This is a genomic window from Marinobacterium stanieri, from assembly GCF_900155945.1.
GTDB classification, from domain to species: Bacteria; Pseudomonadota; Gammaproteobacteria; order Pseudomonadales; family Balneatricaceae; genus Marinobacterium; species Marinobacterium stanieri.
On sequence record NZ_FTMN01000003.1, the window covers coordinates 16,163 to 32,752 of the forward strand.

At 55.4% G+C, this 16,590-nt stretch carries 14 protein-coding genes; 10 read left to right on the forward strand and 4 right to left on the reverse strand.

Annotated features, from left to right (window positions below; all coding sequences use genetic code 11):
• Window positions 1–297 precede the first annotated feature (297 nt).
• From BW956_RS07630 to hypE, 7 genes are all read left to right on the forward strand, one after another.
• Window positions 298–1,812 carry a GGDEF domain-containing protein gene (locus BW956_RS07630; RefSeq protein ID WP_175611980.1) on the forward strand — a complete coding sequence of 505 codons (1,515 nt, stop codon included), beginning with the start codon at window positions 298–300 and terminating at the stop codon, window positions 1,810–1,812.
• A gap of 83 nt (window positions 1,813–1,895) precedes the next feature.
• On the forward strand, window positions 1,896–4,295 hold the full coding sequence (gene hypF / locus BW956_RS07635) for a carbamoyltransferase HypF (RefSeq protein WP_076462156.1): 2,400 nt from the start codon (window positions 1,896–1,898) through the stop codon (window positions 4,293–4,295).
• The gene (gene hypA / locus BW956_RS07640; RefSeq protein ID WP_076462158.1) at window positions 4,288–4,629 is read left to right on the forward strand and encodes a hydrogenase maturation nickel metallochaperone HypA; all 342 of its coding nucleotides are present in this window, start codon (window positions 4,288–4,290) and stop codon (window positions 4,627–4,629) included. Before hypF ends, hypA begins: the two co-directional genes overlap by 8 nt.
• Window positions 4,630–4,691: 62 nt before the next feature.
• A complete protein-coding gene (hypB, locus tag BW956_RS07645; RefSeq protein ID WP_076462619.1) occupies window positions 4,692–5,396 on the forward strand; it encodes a hydrogenase nickel incorporation protein HypB in 705 nt (234 codons plus the stop codon).
• 3 nt (window positions 5,397–5,399) lie between these two features.
• Window positions 5,400–5,675, forward strand: a complete 276-nt coding sequence (locus tag BW956_RS07650; protein WP_076462160.1) for a HypC/HybG/HupF family hydrogenase formation chaperone — start codon at window positions 5,400–5,402, stop codon at window positions 5,673–5,675.
• Window positions 5,659–6,789, forward strand: coding sequence for a hydrogenase formation protein HypD (gene hypD / locus BW956_RS07655; RefSeq protein ID WP_076462162.1), 1,131 nt, complete (start codon window positions 5,659–5,661; stop codon window positions 6,787–6,789). Before BW956_RS07650 ends, hypD begins: the two co-directional genes overlap by 17 nt.
• Window positions 6,779–7,807, forward strand: coding sequence for a hydrogenase expression/formation protein HypE (hypE, locus tag BW956_RS07660; RefSeq protein WP_076462164.1), 1,029 nt, complete (start codon window positions 6,779–6,781; stop codon window positions 7,805–7,807). The genes hypD and hypE overlap by 11 nt, the downstream gene beginning before the upstream one ends.
• Before the next feature lie 7 nt (window positions 7,808–7,814).
• Here hypE and BW956_RS07665 read toward each other — a convergent pair whose 3' ends face one another.
• Window positions 7,815–7,994: a PLDc N-terminal domain-containing protein gene (locus tag BW956_RS07665; protein ID WP_010323093.1), complete on the reverse strand. Its 180-nt coding sequence runs from the start codon at window positions 7,992–7,994 to the stop codon at window positions 7,815–7,817.
• A gap of 60 nt (window positions 7,995–8,054) precedes the next feature.
• Window positions 8,055–9,476 (reverse strand): aminotransferase-like domain-containing protein, encoded by a 1,422-nt coding sequence (locus tag BW956_RS07670; protein ID WP_076462166.1) that lies wholly within the window; start codon window positions 9,474–9,476, stop codon window positions 8,055–8,057.
• Between the two features lie 164 nt (window positions 9,477–9,640).
• On the opposite strand from BW956_RS07670, the gene BW956_RS07675 reads away from it, so the two are divergent.
• Window positions 9,641–10,258 (forward strand): LysE family translocator, encoded by a 618-nt coding sequence (locus tag BW956_RS07675; RefSeq protein WP_010323095.1) that lies wholly within the window; start codon window positions 9,641–9,643, stop codon window positions 10,256–10,258.
• Between the two features lie 17 nt (window positions 10,259–10,275).
• Here the strand turns inward: BW956_RS07675 and BW956_RS07680 are convergent, their stop codons facing one another.
• Window positions 10,276–11,829 (reverse strand): methyl-accepting chemotaxis protein, encoded by a 1,554-nt coding sequence (locus BW956_RS07680; RefSeq protein ID WP_076462168.1) that lies wholly within the window; start codon window positions 11,827–11,829, stop codon window positions 10,276–10,278.
• Window positions 11,830–12,181: 352 nt separating this feature from the next.
• Window positions 12,182–13,489, reverse strand: a complete 1,308-nt coding sequence (locus BW956_RS07685) for an NAD(P)/FAD-dependent oxidoreductase (protein WP_076462170.1) — start codon at window positions 13,487–13,489, stop codon at window positions 12,182–12,184.
• 225 nt (window positions 13,490–13,714) lie between these two features.
• Here BW956_RS07685 and ercA point away from each other — a divergent pair, with 225 nt between their 5' ends.
• Window positions 13,715–14,878: an alcohol dehydrogenase-like regulatory protein ErcA gene (ercA, locus tag BW956_RS07690; protein WP_076462172.1), complete on the forward strand. Its 1,164-nt coding sequence runs from the start codon at window positions 13,715–13,717 to the stop codon at window positions 14,876–14,878.
• Window positions 14,862–16,589 (forward strand): PAS domain-containing hybrid sensor histidine kinase/response regulator, encoded by a 1,728-nt coding sequence (locus BW956_RS07695; RefSeq protein WP_076462173.1) that lies wholly within the window; start codon window positions 14,862–14,864, stop codon window positions 16,587–16,589. Before ercA ends, BW956_RS07695 begins: the two co-directional genes overlap by 17 nt.
• Window position 16,590 lies beyond the last annotated feature (1 nt).

Here is a 16,590-nt window from a genome sequence, read left to right on the forward strand (position 1 = left end):
TTGTCACAATCTTGTCATTAAACTGACGTAGCTTTTTGCGATTTGTATTTTCAGATACATGGCAGGCTCGAGTCCAATGGCATATGCTCAATAAGGTCTTTTCCTGAGCTACGGCTGCACTGCTGGACGACATTTGCCAGAGAAAAATGCTCAAGAGAAGCCAACCAGCGCAATAACCTTTATGGCAAGTGATACGAATTGAAGGCGGGTTTCAAAATCGGATTGTCAAAAATCACGAATGCACTGGTAACTCTGCTTGTCCTTTCGATGTCTGGGATCTGTCAGGCTGAGGATAGCGTGACGATTCAGCTGCGTTGGCTGCACCAGTTCCAGTTTGCGGGCTATTACATGGCGCTGGAAAAGGGGTACTACAAAGAAGCCGGCCTGGATGTGAAGCTCTTGGAAGGTGGTCCCAGTGCATTGAATCCCCTGGATGAACTGATGTCTGGCCGTTCCGATTTTGCGATCACCAGTTCCGGCGTCGTGATTGACCGTATGGAAGGTAAGCCGGTTCAGGCCGTTGCTGCCATCATGCAAACATCTCCTATTGTCTGGATTACCCTCAAATCCGCCAATATCCAAACCGTTGAAGATATGGCGGGCAAGCGTGCCATGTTGATGCCGCCACCCGAGAGTGCCGAGCTGCTGACGGTTCTGCGCAAGGATCAGTACAACAACCTCAATGTCGAATTTCAGCACACATCCTTTGATGTTGAGGACCTGATCCGAGGAAAAACGGATGCCTATGATGGCTACATCTCGAATGAACCTTATGTGCTGACCCAGCAGGGTATTGAGTATAATCTGATCAATCCGCGTGACTATGGCGTGAACTTCTATGCGGATGTGCTGGTTACCCGTGAATCATTGGCCGATCGCAACCCTGAGCTTGTGGCTCGTGTCCGTGATGCATCGCTCAAGGGCTGGGAGTACGCATTGACCAATCTTGAAGAGTCGGTGCAGGTCATTCATGAGAAATATGCTCCGGAAAAATCCATCGATCACCTTCGCTTTGAAGCGCGTACACTCAGACGTTTGATCCTGCCTGATCTGGTGCAATTGGGGCATATGAACCCGGCGCGCTGGCAATTTATTGCTGACAGTTACCGAGACCTGGGCATGACTTCTGCAGTCCCCGCACTCGAGGGTTTTCTGTTTGAAGACAGGCAGCCGAACAACTACTGGCTGGCGATCAAGGTTGGGGGGATAAGCGCCGTACTACTGATGATTGCAGGGTACGTGATCCTCAAGTTTCGTCGGTTGTCGCAGCAACTGGCCCAAACCAATCGCAAACTTTCAGAAATTGCGATTATTGATCAGCTCACACAGGTGCATAACCGTAATGGTCTGCAGCAGTTAATCCCCGGTATGCTGAGCCTGGCAAACCGGGATGGCATGAACTGTTCTTTCCTGATGCTGGATATCGATCACTTCAAGAGCGTGAATGACCGCTTTGGCCACCAGACCGGCGACGTTGCACTGCAGGCCTTTGCCGAGGTGCTTACACGCCATCGTCGCAAAGAAGACCTGGTTGCCCGCGTCGGCGGTGAAGAATTTGTCATGTTATTGGTTGGCGCCCACATAGAAGCGGCAACTCAGATTGCCAACCAAATACTGGAGTCGGTACGTCAATTAGAGCTGGTGAGTCCTGATGGCGGTCGGTTTGGGATCACCGCCAGCATCGGCCTGGTGCCGGCCAAGGGGACCCTGGAAGGAATTTGGTACGCGGCGGATACGGCGCTTTATCAGGCCAAGCATGAGGGACGAGATAGAGTTGTCAGAACCACGGGGGTGAGCCAGGCTAAGCGCTGAATTTCCTGACAGCCTGGCATCATCGGTTGGCTTGCCGGGGCCTTCGGCGCTAGAGTAAAACTGAATGCCTGGCTGGATGTTGTATGCCCAAGGATGCCGACTCTTCAGTTCAACTGTTTCGACTTTGCTATCAGGGGTGTGTGCAAGGAGTAGGTTTTCGCCCTGTTGTCTGGCACGTTGCTCGTTCATGCGGGTTGGCCGGACAGGTCAAAAATACAGCTGGCGGTGTTGAAGTGCTGCTTTGGGCTGATGAGCAGCAATGTCAGATATTTACTCAACAGGTTTCAGCATTGCTGCCGCCACAGGCAGATATTCATCGACTTGATATCGAACCGGTGAACGACGCTCTAACCCTTGAGCAGATATCTCGGCAAGCGTTTTCTATCCAGCCTTCCTCAAGCGGCTTTCAGCATACGCGAATGCCTGCGGATACTGCGACCTGTCCAGATTGTCTGCAGGAATTGTTTGACCCTGACAATCGCCGCTATCGCTACCCGTTTATTAATTGCACCTACTGCGGGCCTCGCTATACGGTTATTCGCAAGCTTCCGTATGACAGAGCCAGCACCACGCTGGTCGGCTTCCCCATGTGTTCCGCCTGTGATGAAGAGTATCAGAACCCGGAGCATCGCCGTTTTCATGCACAAACCAATGTCTGCCCCGAATGTGGCCCACGCTTGTGGCTGGAGAACCCCCAGGCAGAGTCTATAACTCCGGAAGATACCTTTACCTTCCTGGCACAACGACTGCGGCAGGGTGAGATTGTCGCGTTGAAGGGACTGGGCGGATTCCATCTTTGTTGTGATGCACGTAATGAGACAGCGGTGAAATGTCTGCGACAGCGAAAGGGGAGGCCTGCCAAGGCGCTGGCGCTGATGCTTGCGGATACTGAGGCAGCGAAGGCCCATGTAGAGCTGTCGAGTACCGAGGCCGACTATCTGAGTTCGCCTCAAGCGCCCATTTTGCTGTGCCGAAAGCGTTCTCTTCATACCATCGAGGCTGCACTCTCACAGCAACAGCTTCTGGCTGAGTCCATCGCGCCAGACAGCCATGAGCTGGGCATCATGCTTCCCTACACACCCATCCACCATCTGTTGATGCAGGCCTTTGGTGGCCCGTTGGTGATGACAAGCGGCAACCCCAGTGGCCAGTTGCAGGTGATCAACAATGAAGATGCCCGTAAGGCCTTGGCACCTCTGGCGGGTTGGTTGTTGCTGCATGACCGGCCTATTGAACGCCGGATTGATGACGCAGTGGTCAGAGTGGTTGCCGGGAAGGCTTTGCAGGTATTGCGCCCTGGCCGAGGATTTGCGCCCTTGTACCTGCCTCTCCCGGCCGGTTTTAACCCTGAAGTGCCGGTGCTGGCACTGGGTGGGGATTTGAAAAACACCCTGTGCCTCAGTGATGAACAGGGCCTGCACATGACTCCCTTTATTGGAGATCTGGCAGCGCCTGATGCTTACCAGGCGCACCGGCAGGCCCGGATAGAGCTGCAGCAAGAATGCCGGGCCGATATTGCGTCGCTGGCCTGTGATGCTCACCCCAATTACATCAGTACACGCCAGGCCCGGTCAGAAAACTCTCCTCCCCTGGCATTTGTGCAGCACCATCACGCGCATATGGCCAGCTGCCTGGTGGATAATGCTTACCCGCTTAATGGACCATCTGTGCTGGCGTTGTGTCTCGATGGTACCGGCTATGGGGAAGATGGCAGTCTCTGGGGTGGTGAATGCCTGCTGGGTGATTATGCGAACTACCGCCGGGTAGGGCAGGTTAAGCCTTTCCCTCTGCCGGGTGGGAAACAGGCCATTCTTCAGCCATGGCGGATACTGGCGAGTCAGTTACATCAAGCCGGCATGGACTGGTCAGCTGCCCGCACAGTCTGGAGCTGCCTTGGAGACAAACCGCTGGACACCATCACGGCAATGATCGACAAAGGGGTGAATACACCCATAACCAGCTCCATGGGGCGTCTGTTTGATGCCATGGCGGCTGCACTGGGCTGCTATGCTGAAGGTATCAGCTACGAAGGCCAGGCTGCGATCAAACTGGAGCAGTTGGCTCAGTCGTCTGACTGTCAGGATGTAGAGCCTTATACGTTGCAATGTCAGCAGAATGCGCAAGGTCTGCTGCAACTGGAGGCAGCACCACTCTGGTACCAGTTGGTCGATGATTTGCGGGCATCACGCCCAAGATGCGAGATAGCTGTCGCTTTTCATTTGGGGGTGATTCGTTGCTTGCTCGACATGGTGTATCGGTTGGGACAAATGCACCCCTTTCAGCATGTTGTTCTAACCGGTGGTGTTATGCAGAACCGGTTCTTGAGTGAACGATTGGAGCAGGGTATTGCGCAGCTGGGGTACACTCCCTTGTGTCATCAGCGAGTGCCTTGTAACGATGCGGGATTGAGTGTGGGACAGGCTGCTGTAGCGCTGGCGCGAGTGCAAGGGCAGCAGCAAGGTGAAGGAGAGCCGAATGCATGAACTATCACTGTGTCGATCTTTGATCAAATTGCTGCAACAACAGGCGGAGCAGCAAGGTTTCAGCCGTGTTTGTGCTATCTGGCTCGATGTTGGACCCATAGCTGGGGTAGTGCCCGAGGCACTGGAGTTTGCCTTCAGCGCCTGCAGCCCGGGTACGCTTGCGGAAGGCGCTACTTTACACATGGTGCCGTCACAGGCTACCGCGCGCTGTCGTGACTGTGGTCAGATATCCAACCCAAGCAGTCGGCTCGACCCCTGTCCTCACTGTGGCCATGCCGCAGTGGATTTGATCAGCGGTGATAATCTGACCATCAAGGAGCTGGAGGTGGAGTAATGTGCGGAGTCTGTGGGTGTAATGAAGTATCTGAGCAAACACAAGAACGGCGCCATTTGAAAATGGAACTGGATCTGTTCAGCTTGAACAATCGGCATGCCGAGGCCAACCGGGCACACTTTGAGCATTCCAGCCTGCTGGTGCTGAATCTGGTGTCCAGCCCCGGTGCAGGCAAGACGCGCTTGCTGGAAGAAACGCTCATGGCCCAGCTCGGATGTATTGAAGTGGGTGTTATTGAAGGTGATCAGCAAACCACGCGTGACGCTGACCGTATCCGCGAGACGGGAGCTCACGCGGTGCAGATTAATACTGGTTCTGCCTGCCATCTCGATGCGCATATGGTGAGTCATGCACTCGATGACCTGGGTATGCTGCGAAATGGCATTCTCTATATTGAAAACGTCGGTAATCTGGTGTGTCCGGCCAATTTTGATTTGGGGGAAGCGGCCAAGGTGGTGATCCTGTCGGTCACCGAAGGTGATGACAAACCACTGAAATATCCAGACATGTTTGCGGCGTCGAAGATGATGGTGATCAATAAGATCGACCTCTTGCCCCATGTTGATTTCGACGTGGCGCAATGTATCGCCAATGCCCGTTTGATTAATCCCGACATCGAAGTGCTGGAGCTTTCAGCGCAAACCGGGGCCGGTTTGCAAGGCTGGCTTGATTGGCTGGAAGAGTCGTATCAGGCACTGGTGGCTGACCGTATCAATCAATTACAGGAAGAGCTGGAAACACTCCAGCGTCAGTTTGACCAGGAGTAAGCCATGTGTCTGGGTGTGCCGGGGAAAATAATCGCCATTGATAACGCTGACTTGGGCACTGCCTGGGTAGAGATCAGTGGTGTGAGGCGCTCGGTTAGCCTGGCCTGTCTGCTGGATGAAACGACCGAACCCGAAAGTCTGATAGGGCAGTGGACACTGGTCCATGTCGGGTTTGCCATGAGTGTCATTGATGCTGATGAAGCACAACGGACCTTGCAATTACTGAACGAGATGAAAGCGCTGGAGCAGGAGATGGACGGCCATGAAATTCGTGGATGAATTTCGAGATCCCGAGCTGGCTGAACACCTGCTGCAGCGGATCAAGGTACTCCTGAATACAGCGCCCCTGGCAAATCGCGAGTCGGTGCGGGTGATGGAAGTCTGTGGTGGTCATACGCACACTATCTTCAAGTACGGCCTGGACCGGCTTTTGCCGAGCCGGCTGGAGCTGATTCATGGGCCGGGCTGTCCTGTATGTGTGCTGCCAAGGGATGCAATTGATACGGCCATTGAGATTGCGCTGCAGCCAAAGGTTATTCTGGCCAGTTTTGGCGATGCCCTGCGTGTGCCGGGCACCCGCATGAGCCTGTTGCAGGCCCGCGCAGCCGGCGCTGATGTGCGCACGGTATATTCCCCCATGGATGCACTGGCATTGGCCAAACAGCATCCAGATCATTCAGTTGTGTTTTTTGCCATCGGCTTCGAGACAACGATTCCGGCAACCGCACTTACCATGTTGCAGGCTGAGCGGGAAAACGTCGAAAATTTCACCATGCTGGCGCGGCACATCAGCATCATTCCCACTTTGAAAGCACTGCTGGACGACCCTGAGCTTGAGAACGACGGCTTTATCGGGCCAGGTCATGTCAGCATGGTCATTGGCACCGAGCCCTACGAGTTTGTCGCTCAAGCTTATGGCAAACCACTGGTGGTATCGGGGTTTGAGCCTTTGGACCTTCTGCAATCCCTGCAAATGGTGCTGGAACAGTTGGCCTGCGGGACTTCAGTTATTGAGAACCAGTATGCCCGAGTAGTGCGAAAGCAGGGCAATGCACAGGCGCAGCAGGCAATATCGACGCTGTTCGAGCCCCGTGCCAGTGATTACTGGCAAGGGCTGGGAGAGGTTGCCGGCTCAGGCCTTCAGTTCAGGCCTGAATACAGTCACTTCGATGCCGAGCAGCATTTCCTGTGTGATGCTTCCAAGCCTTCAGACATCGTTGAGCAGGGCTGCTGTGACCAGGTTCTCAAGGGCGCACTTCAGCCTCAGGCCTGTCCGTTGTTTGGCAGAGTCTGTACCCCGTCACAACCGGTTAGCGCATTGATGGTGTCCTCCGAAGGTGCTTGCGCCGCCAGGTATTTGTATCGTTCCGGGGAGCACAGGGATGTCGGATAAAGAACGTATCTCGCTGGCACAGGGGGAAGGTGGTCTGGCATCCAGTCAGCTGGTGGAATCCCTGTTTCTGCAGGCGTTTGATAATGAACACCTGTACCAGCGAGAAGATCAGGCGCGTTTAGAGCTGGCTGACTTCATTCGCCAGGGGGACCGCCTGGCCTTTACCACGGACAGCTATGTGGTTGACCCGATAGAGTTCCCCGGTGGAGATATTGGCTGTCTGGCCGTTAATGGCACCATCAATGATTTGGCTGTTGGTGGCGCTATTCCGCGTTACCTCAGTTGTGCCTTGATTCTGGAAGAAGGGCTTGAGCGGGCTCTGTTGGAAAGAATTGTCGCATCCATGGCCAGTGCTGCCCGCGAAGCGAATGTGTCGATTGTGACCGGGGATACCAAGGTGGTGCCCAGAGGCAAGGCCGACCGGGTGTTTATCAATACCGCAGGCGTTGGTGTTATACCCCAGGGCGTTGAGTTGGCAGCCCGTCGATGCGAGCCGGGTGATGTGCTGATTGCGAGCGGTTACCTGGGCGATCATGGCGCAGCCGTACTGGCGGCACGCGGCGATCTGGCACTGGAGATGGATGTATGCAGTGACAGTCGCCCGCTGCATGGACTGGTTCAGGAGATGCTAAAGGTTAGCCCGGATATTCATGCCATTCGTGATGCGACACGCGGTGGTGTGGCAACGGTACTGAATGAGTTTGCCCAGATGTCGCAAACAGGAATAGTGCTGCAGGAAGGTTCGCTGCCAGTCAGACCTCAAGTAAGAGGCTTTTGTGAAATTCTGGGGTTGGAGCCCTGGTATCTCGCCAATGAGGGTATGTTAGTGGCTGCTGTGTCAGCGTCAGCTGCAGATGAGGTTTTAAGCAGTATGCGGGCACATCCATACGGGTGTGATGCGCAGGTGATTGGACAGGTGGTGGCAGAGTTGCCAGGAAAGGTGCAGCTGCAAAGCGGCTTCGGCGGCAGGCGTTTGCTTGAGCCACTGACCGGTGAGCAGCTGCCGAGAATTTGCTAAATGACCGTCAGCCTTTGGGGCCGAACAGGAACCAGAGAATCAGACCCAGCAAGGGCAGCAGCAGGATCGCAACGACCCAAATGACCTTGGTGCTGGTGCTGGCGTTACTTTGAATGGTTTTGATGATGGCCATCACATCCAGAACCAGCAGAATCAGACCAAACAGACCGGAAATTTCCACACTCATGTTGCTGATACTCCTTCAAAATGGGGGTAACTCTATATAACACGCCGAGACGGGGCCTGGTCAAATCAGCGGTGCCAGCATGGGCGGCGCTTCATCCAGCATTTCCCGTAATCGCAGCAGGCCTTCCCTTAACCGGTCGGTGTCAGCTGGAGGTGTCAGACAGATGCGGACGGCCTGGGGGGCGGGTTGGCTGCCAACACAGAAAGGGTCCGAGGCGATCAGGATAATGCCACGGGTTTCAGCGTGACGAACAAAATCGGCAGCCCGCCAGGGCTCGGGCAGGGTAAGCCAGGCGTGGAAACCACAGGGGTGTGACTGCACGGTGTAACCGGCCAAAATGTCATGCAGCAGGGTCTGGCGCTCCTGCAGGCCCTGCCACTGCCAGTTCAGGATGGCGTCTGCCTCCCCACTGGCCAGCCAGCGGCAGGCCACGGCCCCCATCAAGCCGGGCGGCGCCCAGCATTGAGCACGCAAGGCAGCTCTTAACTGCGGCATCAGATTGGCTGGCGCGCGCAAAGCACCAAACCTCAAACCACCCGCCAGCAGTTTGGAGACACTGAAAATGTACAGGGCGCGCTCGGGAGCCATCTCAAACAGGGGCGTACCGCGCAGTTCCTTGGGCACAAACTGGACACCATCTTCCAATAGCAGCATGTCATGCCGGCGAGCAATTTCAACGATGGCTTCACGGCGTTGTTGGGTCATTTGTTCGCCGCCGGGATTACTGTATTCCGGCATCACATAGAGCAGGCGGATACGTTGCTGCTGGCACAGGCGCTCAAGGGCATCAGGACGAATGCCTTCTGCATCCGAGGGCACAGCGAGGTGTTTAAGGCCCAGTTGGCGTGCAGCTGCAATCATGCCCGGGTAGGTGAGTGCAGCTGAGGCAACGGCTTCACCTGGCTTGATCAAAGCTTGCAAGGCAAGGAAATCTGCATGCTGCCCGCCTTCGGTGATGATCATTTCATCTGCACCGATCTCCAGTGCTTGCCGAGCCAGCCAATCACTGAGCTGGGCGCGCTGTTGCGGGCAGCCCTGCTCGGGTTGATAGTTCATCACCGTTTGGATGGCATCAGGCATGCGCGATAGCTGCTCAAGTGTTGCGGCCAGCTGCTGTTCTCTGAGCGGGTTGGGAATCAGCACACTGAGTGAAAGATCGATGCTGTCCTGACCTGCGCGACTCAAGTGGTGGAAGTGGGGCGTCTGCTCCTGTCCGCCTTTAACGCGGGTGCCACTGCCGACACGAGCTTCTACCAGGCCACGGCGTTCTGCTTCGCGATAGGCGCGGGTAACCGTGCCCACAGTCACCTGCAAGGCATCGGCCAAAAGACGCTGTGGTGGCAGGCGGTCTCCAGGTTTTAGTGTGCCGGAGGCAATGTCGCTGGCCAGGCGTTCAACCAGTGCCTTGTATAAAGGTGAGGCTGAAGCGGGCAGTTCGGGTAGCCACTGGCAGCGTTGGCGTGCGCGATCATGCAGATCCATGGTCTGTCTCCGGCAGAATTGTCACCCTGACAATAGATTGTATGTGTCACAAAGTAAACATTGTGACATTACCTGCTGGGGTTTAGAGTCAATTGTATCAATTCAATTTGATAATTGTGCCAATCAATACTTTAAAGAACCCCCTACAATCCAGGACTGCCGCCATGAATAATGCCTTGCCTGATCTCTTGCCATTGCTAGGCCCTGTAGCGGTGTTTGTCTTCACCATGACAGCAACACCCGGGCCTAACAACATGATGCTGACTGCCTCGGGAGCCAACTTCGGTTTTCGCCGAACGGTTCCGCATATTGTGGGTATTGTGCTGGGGTGTGCGTTATTGAATGTGGCGGTCGCGCTGGGTCTTGGAACGCTGTTTACCCAGTGGCCAGAGTTTCAAACATTGCTGAAACTGGCGGGGAGTGTGTACCTGTTGTGGCTGGCCTGGAAGATTGCCAGTGCACCGCCGCCTGATACCAAGGGCGATGAAGATGCTCGGCCCATGAGTTTGTTGCAGGCCGCTGCCTTCCAGTTTGCAAACCCCAAGGCCTGGGTTATGTCCATTTCAGGTCTGGCTTCCTTTACGCTGGTCGGGGATGCCTTCCTGGCTTCGGCACTGCTGTTTATTGTGGTGATGGCGGTGATTGGCTTCCCATCCATCTCGCTCTGGGCCGGCTTTGGTGTCATGATCGGCCGCCTGTTGAAAACAGCTGCCCATTGGCGCTTTTTCAATCTCGGTATGGGCACGCTGACAGCTGCCTGCGTGGCCATGATCCTGATGTGATTCTGGCAGGCTTTGGTTTAATGCTTGAAGCCGGTTACCAGTTCGTGCATATCGGTCGACACCTTGCGCAGCTCACGCGTGGTGTCGGCCGAATCTCGCGCCCGGTTAAGGCTGATATCTGACAGGTCGGAAATATTAACGACCTGTTTGTTGATGTCCTCGGATACCTGGGCCTGCTCTTCGATGGCGGTTGCCATCTGCATGGACATGTTGGCGATGTTATCCATCATGCCGGCAATGTCATTAAGCAGGGTGCCGGCTTCTTCAACCTGGGTTAATCCGTCCGCTGCTTCGGTTTCACCTTCCTTGGCCACGTTTACGGAGTAGCTGGCTCGTTTCTTAAGTTCGTCCACGATGCCGTGAATTTCCTGAGTAGATTCTCGAGTCCGCTGGGCCAGGCTTCGTACTTCATCAGCTACCACAGCAAAACCGCGACCGTGCTCACCGGCACGGGCTGCTTCTATGGCCGCGTTCAAGGCCAGCAGATTCGTCTGATCGGCAATCTGCTCAATCATCTCTGCTGCCTGTGCAATCTGTTCGGTCTGCTCTGCCAGTGACATCACGGCTTCAGAAATACCGCTCACTGTTTTACCCAGCCGAGCGATTGAATCACTGGTGGTGGCGGCCAGTTCTCTGCCACGCAGGGCTGTCTGACTGGAGTTTTCTGCCTGCTGCGCGGTTTCCTGGACATGTCCGGAAACCTCGTTGATGGTGGCGCTCATTTCGTGCATGGCCGCCGCCACCTGATTCGTTTCGTGCTGCTGGCGATTCATGGCATCAAATGCCTGCTCGGACATTTCCAGGCTTGAACTGGCCTGGGTGCTCAAGATGGAGGAGGCGTCATCAATACGCGTCAAGACAGTATCCAGATGTGCCGCTTCACTTTTAATGGCAACTTCTGCTTCAGCAACAGGCCCTAATGAATCGGTGTAGGTTGCCGTTGCAACCGGATGCCGGAAGGCTGCAGGCATCAGCGCCACCAGGTCTTTCAACTTGCGTTGCTGTTGATGTTGCTGTGCCAGCTGGGTAGCACCTGCGGTTAGTGCCAGAAGTCCCAATCCGGCCAGAGGCCAGCCGCCAATACTCAAGGCCGCCGCGCCCAGTGTACCGCCACCCAGGCATAGCCATGGCCAGGGCAACTGGAGACGGCTGGGGAGCTTTCCGGTCTGATTCAACTGAGTGTAAACACGTTCAGCACGGGCCACATCCTCACGAGAAGGACAGGTGCGCACTGATTCATAGCCGATGGTGTGGCCATTTTCGGTTACCGGGGTGACATAGGCGTTGACCCAGTAGAAATCACCATTTTTGCTGCGATTCTTGACCAGCCCCATCCAGGGTTTGCCAGCCTTCAGGTGTTCCCACATTACTTTGAATGCGGCTTCGGGCATATCCGGGTGGCGGACCAGATTGTGTGGCTGGCCGATCAATTCGTCCCGGGTATAACCACTGATATTGACGAAGACATCGTTGCAGTGGGTAATTTTGCCTTTGGTATCCGTTGTCGAAATCAACTTCTCATGAGGTTCAAAACGGCGTTCCGTGTTGGTAACTGGCAGATTCTTTCTCATGCGTCGTTCGCCTCAAACTCGGTTATAGCCTGGTCAGGTTCCGTTGCTTGGCAATACCGCAGCCAGGAGACTGGCTTGCTGTTGCCTGGTGTGCAAAACAGGCAAACAGCTGTTTCAGTGTAGTCAAAAAACGAGATGTGCATGATTTATAAGGCCAGCGCGAAAAAGGGGCGCATTCTATGGGGTTTTTCGTGATAGTCAATGTAATGCATATGAAACAAACGTTTGTTATGACGCCGCAAAATTAGGGGGAAATGCACACAAATCAATTAGTACGTGGGCAAAAAAAACCGGCCCAGAGGGCCGGCAAAGCTCAGTGCTGCAAATCCGGTGTGACCGCAGGCTTGATGATTCAGTGCAATTTAAGTCGTGGTCGGATCACCTTGTTAATGCGATCCACCAGCGTGATCAGGAAGGTTTTGATATAGCCGTGTACCGCTAACTGATGGAGTCGATAGAGCGATACATAGACAACACGTGCCAGCCGTCCTTCTACCATCAGGCTGCCGCTGGTCAGGTTGCCCATCAGGCTACCGACGGTGCTGAAGCGGCTGAGTGAGACCAGGGAGCCATAATCCTTGTACTCATACGCCGGCAGGGGTTCGCCACGCACAATCTTGCGGAACTGCTTGAAAATATGGGTCGCCATCTGGTGTGCTGCCTGGGCACGGGGCGGTACGTTGCCAGTGCCGTCCGGTTTGGGACAGGCTGCACAGTCGCCCAGAGCGAAGATACGATCATCCTGTGTCGTGCGCAGGTCAGGTGTAACAACCAGCTGGTTAATACGGTTGCACTCCAGCCCGTCCAGCTGAGTGAGAAAGTCAGGCGCACGGATACCGGCAGCCCAAACCTTGAGCTCGGCCTCGATCATCTCGCCCTTGTCTGTCAGCAGGCCCTCGGGGGTAACGCTGGTAATACGTGTATCTTCGCGCACCTGCACACCCAGCTTGCTCAGCTCCTGCCGCGCTGCTGTCGAAATACGCTCGGGCAGGGCTGGCAGAATACTGGGCCCGGCTTCGATCAGGATCACTTCCATACGGTCCCGATCCAGTTTGGACAGACCGTAGGCGGCTAGTTCGCGTGCCGCGTTAAAGAGTTCGGCGGAAAGCTCGACACCTGTAGCACCGGCACCCACGATGGCGATACGCAGGCGCTGGTCAGGGCTGTTGCTGGCCTTGAGATAGGCTTCCAGCAGGGTACGGCGAAACTGCTCTGCTTCGCTGCGGCAATCAAGGAAGGTGCAATGTTCGGCAACGCCTTCAACACCAAAGTCATTGGTGACACTCCCCACGGCCATGACCAGGTAATCATAGTAGAGCGAGCGCAGCGGTAGCAGTGTCTTGCCGTCCTGGCCTTTTACCGGCGCCAGGTGAATACACCGCTGTTCGCGATCAATTGATTCCATGCGGCCAACCTGGAATTTGAACCCGGCGCTACGTGCCTGAGCGCTGTAGCTCAGTTCGTCGATGCCGGCATCCAATGATCCTGTTGCCACTTCATGCAACAGGGGTTTCCAGATATGCGTGGTTTCGGAATCGACCAGCGTGACCTTGAGGCCCTTACGACGATACTTGCGTGCCAGCCGGGTGGCCAGCTCAAGTCCGCCGGCGCCGCCGCCGACAATAACCACATGTTGATATAGGGGAGATTTGGTATCCATATTGGGGATTGTCCTCCGTTACCTGTAACAGCGCATTGCTGCCTTGGCGAGATTTAATGAGGACAATAGTACCTAATACTAAAGTTTTATCGAGGACAAAGCTTGTCGTCTTTTGTGACGTTTTGTGCACTTTTGTAGGCTGGCTCCGACACACCTCACAGGTATAATGGCGAAACGATAACAAGAACGACGTTGCGGGGTTCCTCTCCCGCGTGAGGCAGGAATATGAGTTCGGACATCTCTCGTCTGCGCAAGTTTGTTTCTCCGGAAATCATCTTCGGAAGCGGCGCGCGCAAGACCGTTGGCAACTACGCCAAAACCTTCGGTGCACGCAAGGTGCTGCTGGTTTCCGATCCCGGTGTTGAAGCGGCCGGCTGGGTCGATGAAATAGAAGGACTACTGGCAGAGCAGGACCTACCCTGTGTTCGTTTTACCCAAGTTTCACCCAACCCTCGTGTAGAGCAGGTGGCACTGGGGGCTGAAATCTACCGCGAGCATGGCTGTAACGTCATTGTTGCTGTGGGCGGTGGCAGCCCGATGGATTGTGCCAAGGGGATCGGCATTGTCAGTACCCATGGCCGCAGCATTATCGAGTTTGAAGGCATCGACCGAATTGAAAGCCCGATTCCGCCGCTGATTTTTATTCCCACGACGGCCGGTACATCCGCCGATGTATCCCAGTTCGCCATCATTTCCAATCAGGACGAGAAGCTCAAATTTTCCATTGTGAGCAAATCGGTTGTACCGGATGTGGCGCTGATCGACCCGGATACAACGCGCACCATGGATGCTTTTCTGACCGCCTGCACCGGCGTTGATGCACTGGTTCATGCGATTGAAGCCTTTGTGTCCACCGGCAGCGGCCCGCTTACCGATATGCATGCGCTGGACGCCATTCGCCTGATTAACACCCATCTGGCGCTGCTGGTTGAGCAACCGGAAGACAACCATCTGCGTGAACAGGTGATGCTGGGTTCCATGAAGGCCGGGCTGGCATTTTCCAATGCCATTCTGGGGGCAGTGCATGCGATGTCCCACAGCCTGGGCGGTTATCTGGACCTGCCACATGGCTTGTGTAACGCCATGCTGCTGGAGCATGTAATTGACTATAACTACATCTCCGCCACCGACCGTTTTCGCGTAGTTGCTGAAACCATGGGGATCGACCCACGTGGCTTGAGCCAGTCCCAGATCAAGCGCCGCCTGATGCAGCACGTGATCTCTTTGAAACACGAAGTCGGCCTGTATCAGAGCCTGGCGGACCAGGGGGTACACCTCACGGATATCCCGTATCTGAGTCAAAACGCGATTAAAGACCCATGCATTCTGACCAACCCGCGCAAGTCTAACTTGCGTGACGTTGAGGCGGTATATGAAGAAGCCCTCTGACACGGCTGAAGCAACCTTCGAAGACCTGATTGGCCTGGGTGGCCAGTCGGCACGCAAGAGCTATTACCCCGAGCTGCTCAGCAAAGTTGAAGAGCTTGAGGATGAGCGCAACCGTTATAAATGGCTGTTCGAAAATGCCTTGCACGGCATTTTTCAGATGGATCTGACGGGGCGTATCAACAAGGTTAACCGGGCATTGGCCCGCATCTGTGAGTATCCGGGTGCCGCGTCGATGACGGACGGGCTCAACTTCGCTGCTGATCTTCTGTTCAGTGAGCAGGAGTTTCGTTTGATGACGGCGCGGCTGATAAATGACGGCCAGTTGTTTCTGTACGAGACGCGCCTGCGCAAATCCAATGGTATGCCGGTCGAAGTCTCCATGAACATTCTGCTGCGGCAGAAGGAAGATCAGACTGCCATCGTCGCCTTCGTAGCGGATATCACCGAGCGCAAACGGGTGCAGCAACGCATGCGCTCGCTCAATGAAGAACTTGAACAGCGTGTTGAAGAGCGTACCCGCGAGTTGGTGCAGCTCAACGACCGGTTGTGGAAGGAAGTTCAGATCCGTGAGCAGGCAGAACAGACAGCACTGCAGGCACGTGAGGATGCTGAAGCTGCCAACCGCAGTAAGGATAAATACCTGGCGGCTGCAAGTCATGACTTGTTGCAGCCGATGAATGCGGCTCGGCTGCTGATTGCTGCTCTGCAGGAGCGCGAGTTGCCCGCGGACGAAGCGCGACTGGTGGACCGCGTGCATCTGGCACTTGATGGCGCCGAACAGTTGCTGACGGACCTGCTGGATATTTCCAAGCTGGACCAGAACGCGGTCAAACCGGAGTTTCAGAGTTTCCCCATCAGCCGTCTGCTTGAATCCTTGCAGGGAGAGTTTGAACCTGTAGCAGAAGCCGCCGGACTGAGTTTTCGGGTACACAGTCGCGATCTATGGATCACCAGTGACCCACGCTTGCTGACACGCATTTTGCGTAATTTCCTCAGCAACGCTTTTCGCTATACGGACAGCGGCGGTGTATTGCTGGGGCTGAGGCGTCAGGCAAATCACCTGTTGTTGCAGGTCTGGGATACCGGTGGTGGTATTCCCGAAGACAAGCAGGAAGCGATTTTTCAGGAATTCTGTCGCTTGAGTCATCACCAGTCCCGCAAGGGCGGTGTCGGGCTGGGGCTGGCCATCGTCGAGCGGATGGCGCGCATGCTTGAGCACCCGCTAAGCCTGAACTCGGTCGTGGGGTCCGGCTCCTGTTTCCAGGTGCGTGTGCCTTTGGCAACGCAGTCACCCAGTAGCCTCGCACCCCTGGTTCAGCCACCCAAGCTGGATGCGGATGCCTTGACTGACAGGCGTGTTCTCGTACTGGATAACGACCCGGAAATCCTGGCCAGTATGGAAGCACTGCTATCTGGCTGGGGAGTAACGACAGAGTTGGCGGCAACGCTGGAAGAGGCGGTTGTATCGGCTGAGGCTGTGACGCCTGACCTGGTGTTGGCGGATTACCACCTTGAGGCCGCACAAACCGGTCTGGAATTGCGTCGGTTATTGAATGACTCCGGCCTGCACTCTGTCCCGATGGTGATGCTGACAGCCGATCGTAGCTCGGAAACACGCCAGGCGTTTCGGGATGCCGGTGTGCTGGTGCTGAATAAACCGGTGAAGCCCGGCAAATTGCGTGCCTTGATGACACATCTGCTGGCCGACTGAC

What these genes read in the sequence shown, in the direction of transcription:
- hypB (WP_076462619.1), top strand. Translation starts at nt 4,692, where the DNA reads ATGGAACTGGATCTGTTCAGCTTGAACAATCGGCATGCCGAGGCCAAC.
- BW956_RS07685 (WP_076462170.1), bottom strand. Translation starts at nt 13,489, where the DNA reads ATGGATACCAAATCTCCCCTATATCAACATGTGGTTATTGTCGGCGGC.
- BW956_RS07675 (WP_010323095.1), top strand. Translation starts at nt 9,641, where the DNA reads ATGAATAATGCCTTGCCTGATCTCTTGCCATTGCTAGGCCCTGTAGCG.
- BW956_RS07695 (WP_076462173.1), top strand. Translation starts at nt 14,862, where the DNA reads ATGAAGAAGCCCTCTGACACGGCTGAAGCAACCTTCGAAGACCTGATT.
- hypA (WP_076462158.1), top strand. Translation starts at nt 4,288, where the DNA reads ATGCATGAACTATCACTGTGTCGATCTTTGATCAAATTGCTGCAACAA.
- BW956_RS07665 (WP_010323093.1), bottom strand. Translation starts at nt 7,994, where the DNA reads ATGAGTGTGGAAATTTCCGGTCTGTTTGGTCTGATTCTGCTGGTTCTG.
- BW956_RS07650 (WP_076462160.1), top strand. Translation starts at nt 5,400, where the DNA reads ATGTGTCTGGGTGTGCCGGGGAAAATAATCGCCATTGATAACGCTGAC.
- BW956_RS07680 (WP_076462168.1), bottom strand. Translation starts at nt 11,829, where the DNA reads ATGAGAAAGAATCTGCCAGTTACCAACACGGAACGCCGTTTTGAACCT.
- hypF (WP_076462156.1), top strand. Translation starts at nt 1,896, where the DNA reads ATGCCCAAGGATGCCGACTCTTCAGTTCAACTGTTTCGACTTTGCTAT.
- hypD (WP_076462162.1), top strand. Translation starts at nt 5,659, where the DNA reads ATGAAATTCGTGGATGAATTTCGAGATCCCGAGCTGGCTGAACACCTG.
- ercA (WP_076462172.1), top strand. Translation starts at nt 13,715, where the DNA reads ATGAGTTCGGACATCTCTCGTCTGCGCAAGTTTGTTTCTCCGGAAATC.
- hypE (WP_076462164.1), top strand. Translation starts at nt 6,779, where the DNA reads ATGTCGGATAAAGAACGTATCTCGCTGGCACAGGGGGAAGGTGGTCTG.
- BW956_RS07670 (WP_076462166.1), bottom strand. Translation starts at nt 9,476, where the DNA reads ATGGATCTGCATGATCGCGCACGCCAACGCTGCCAGTGGCTACCCGAA.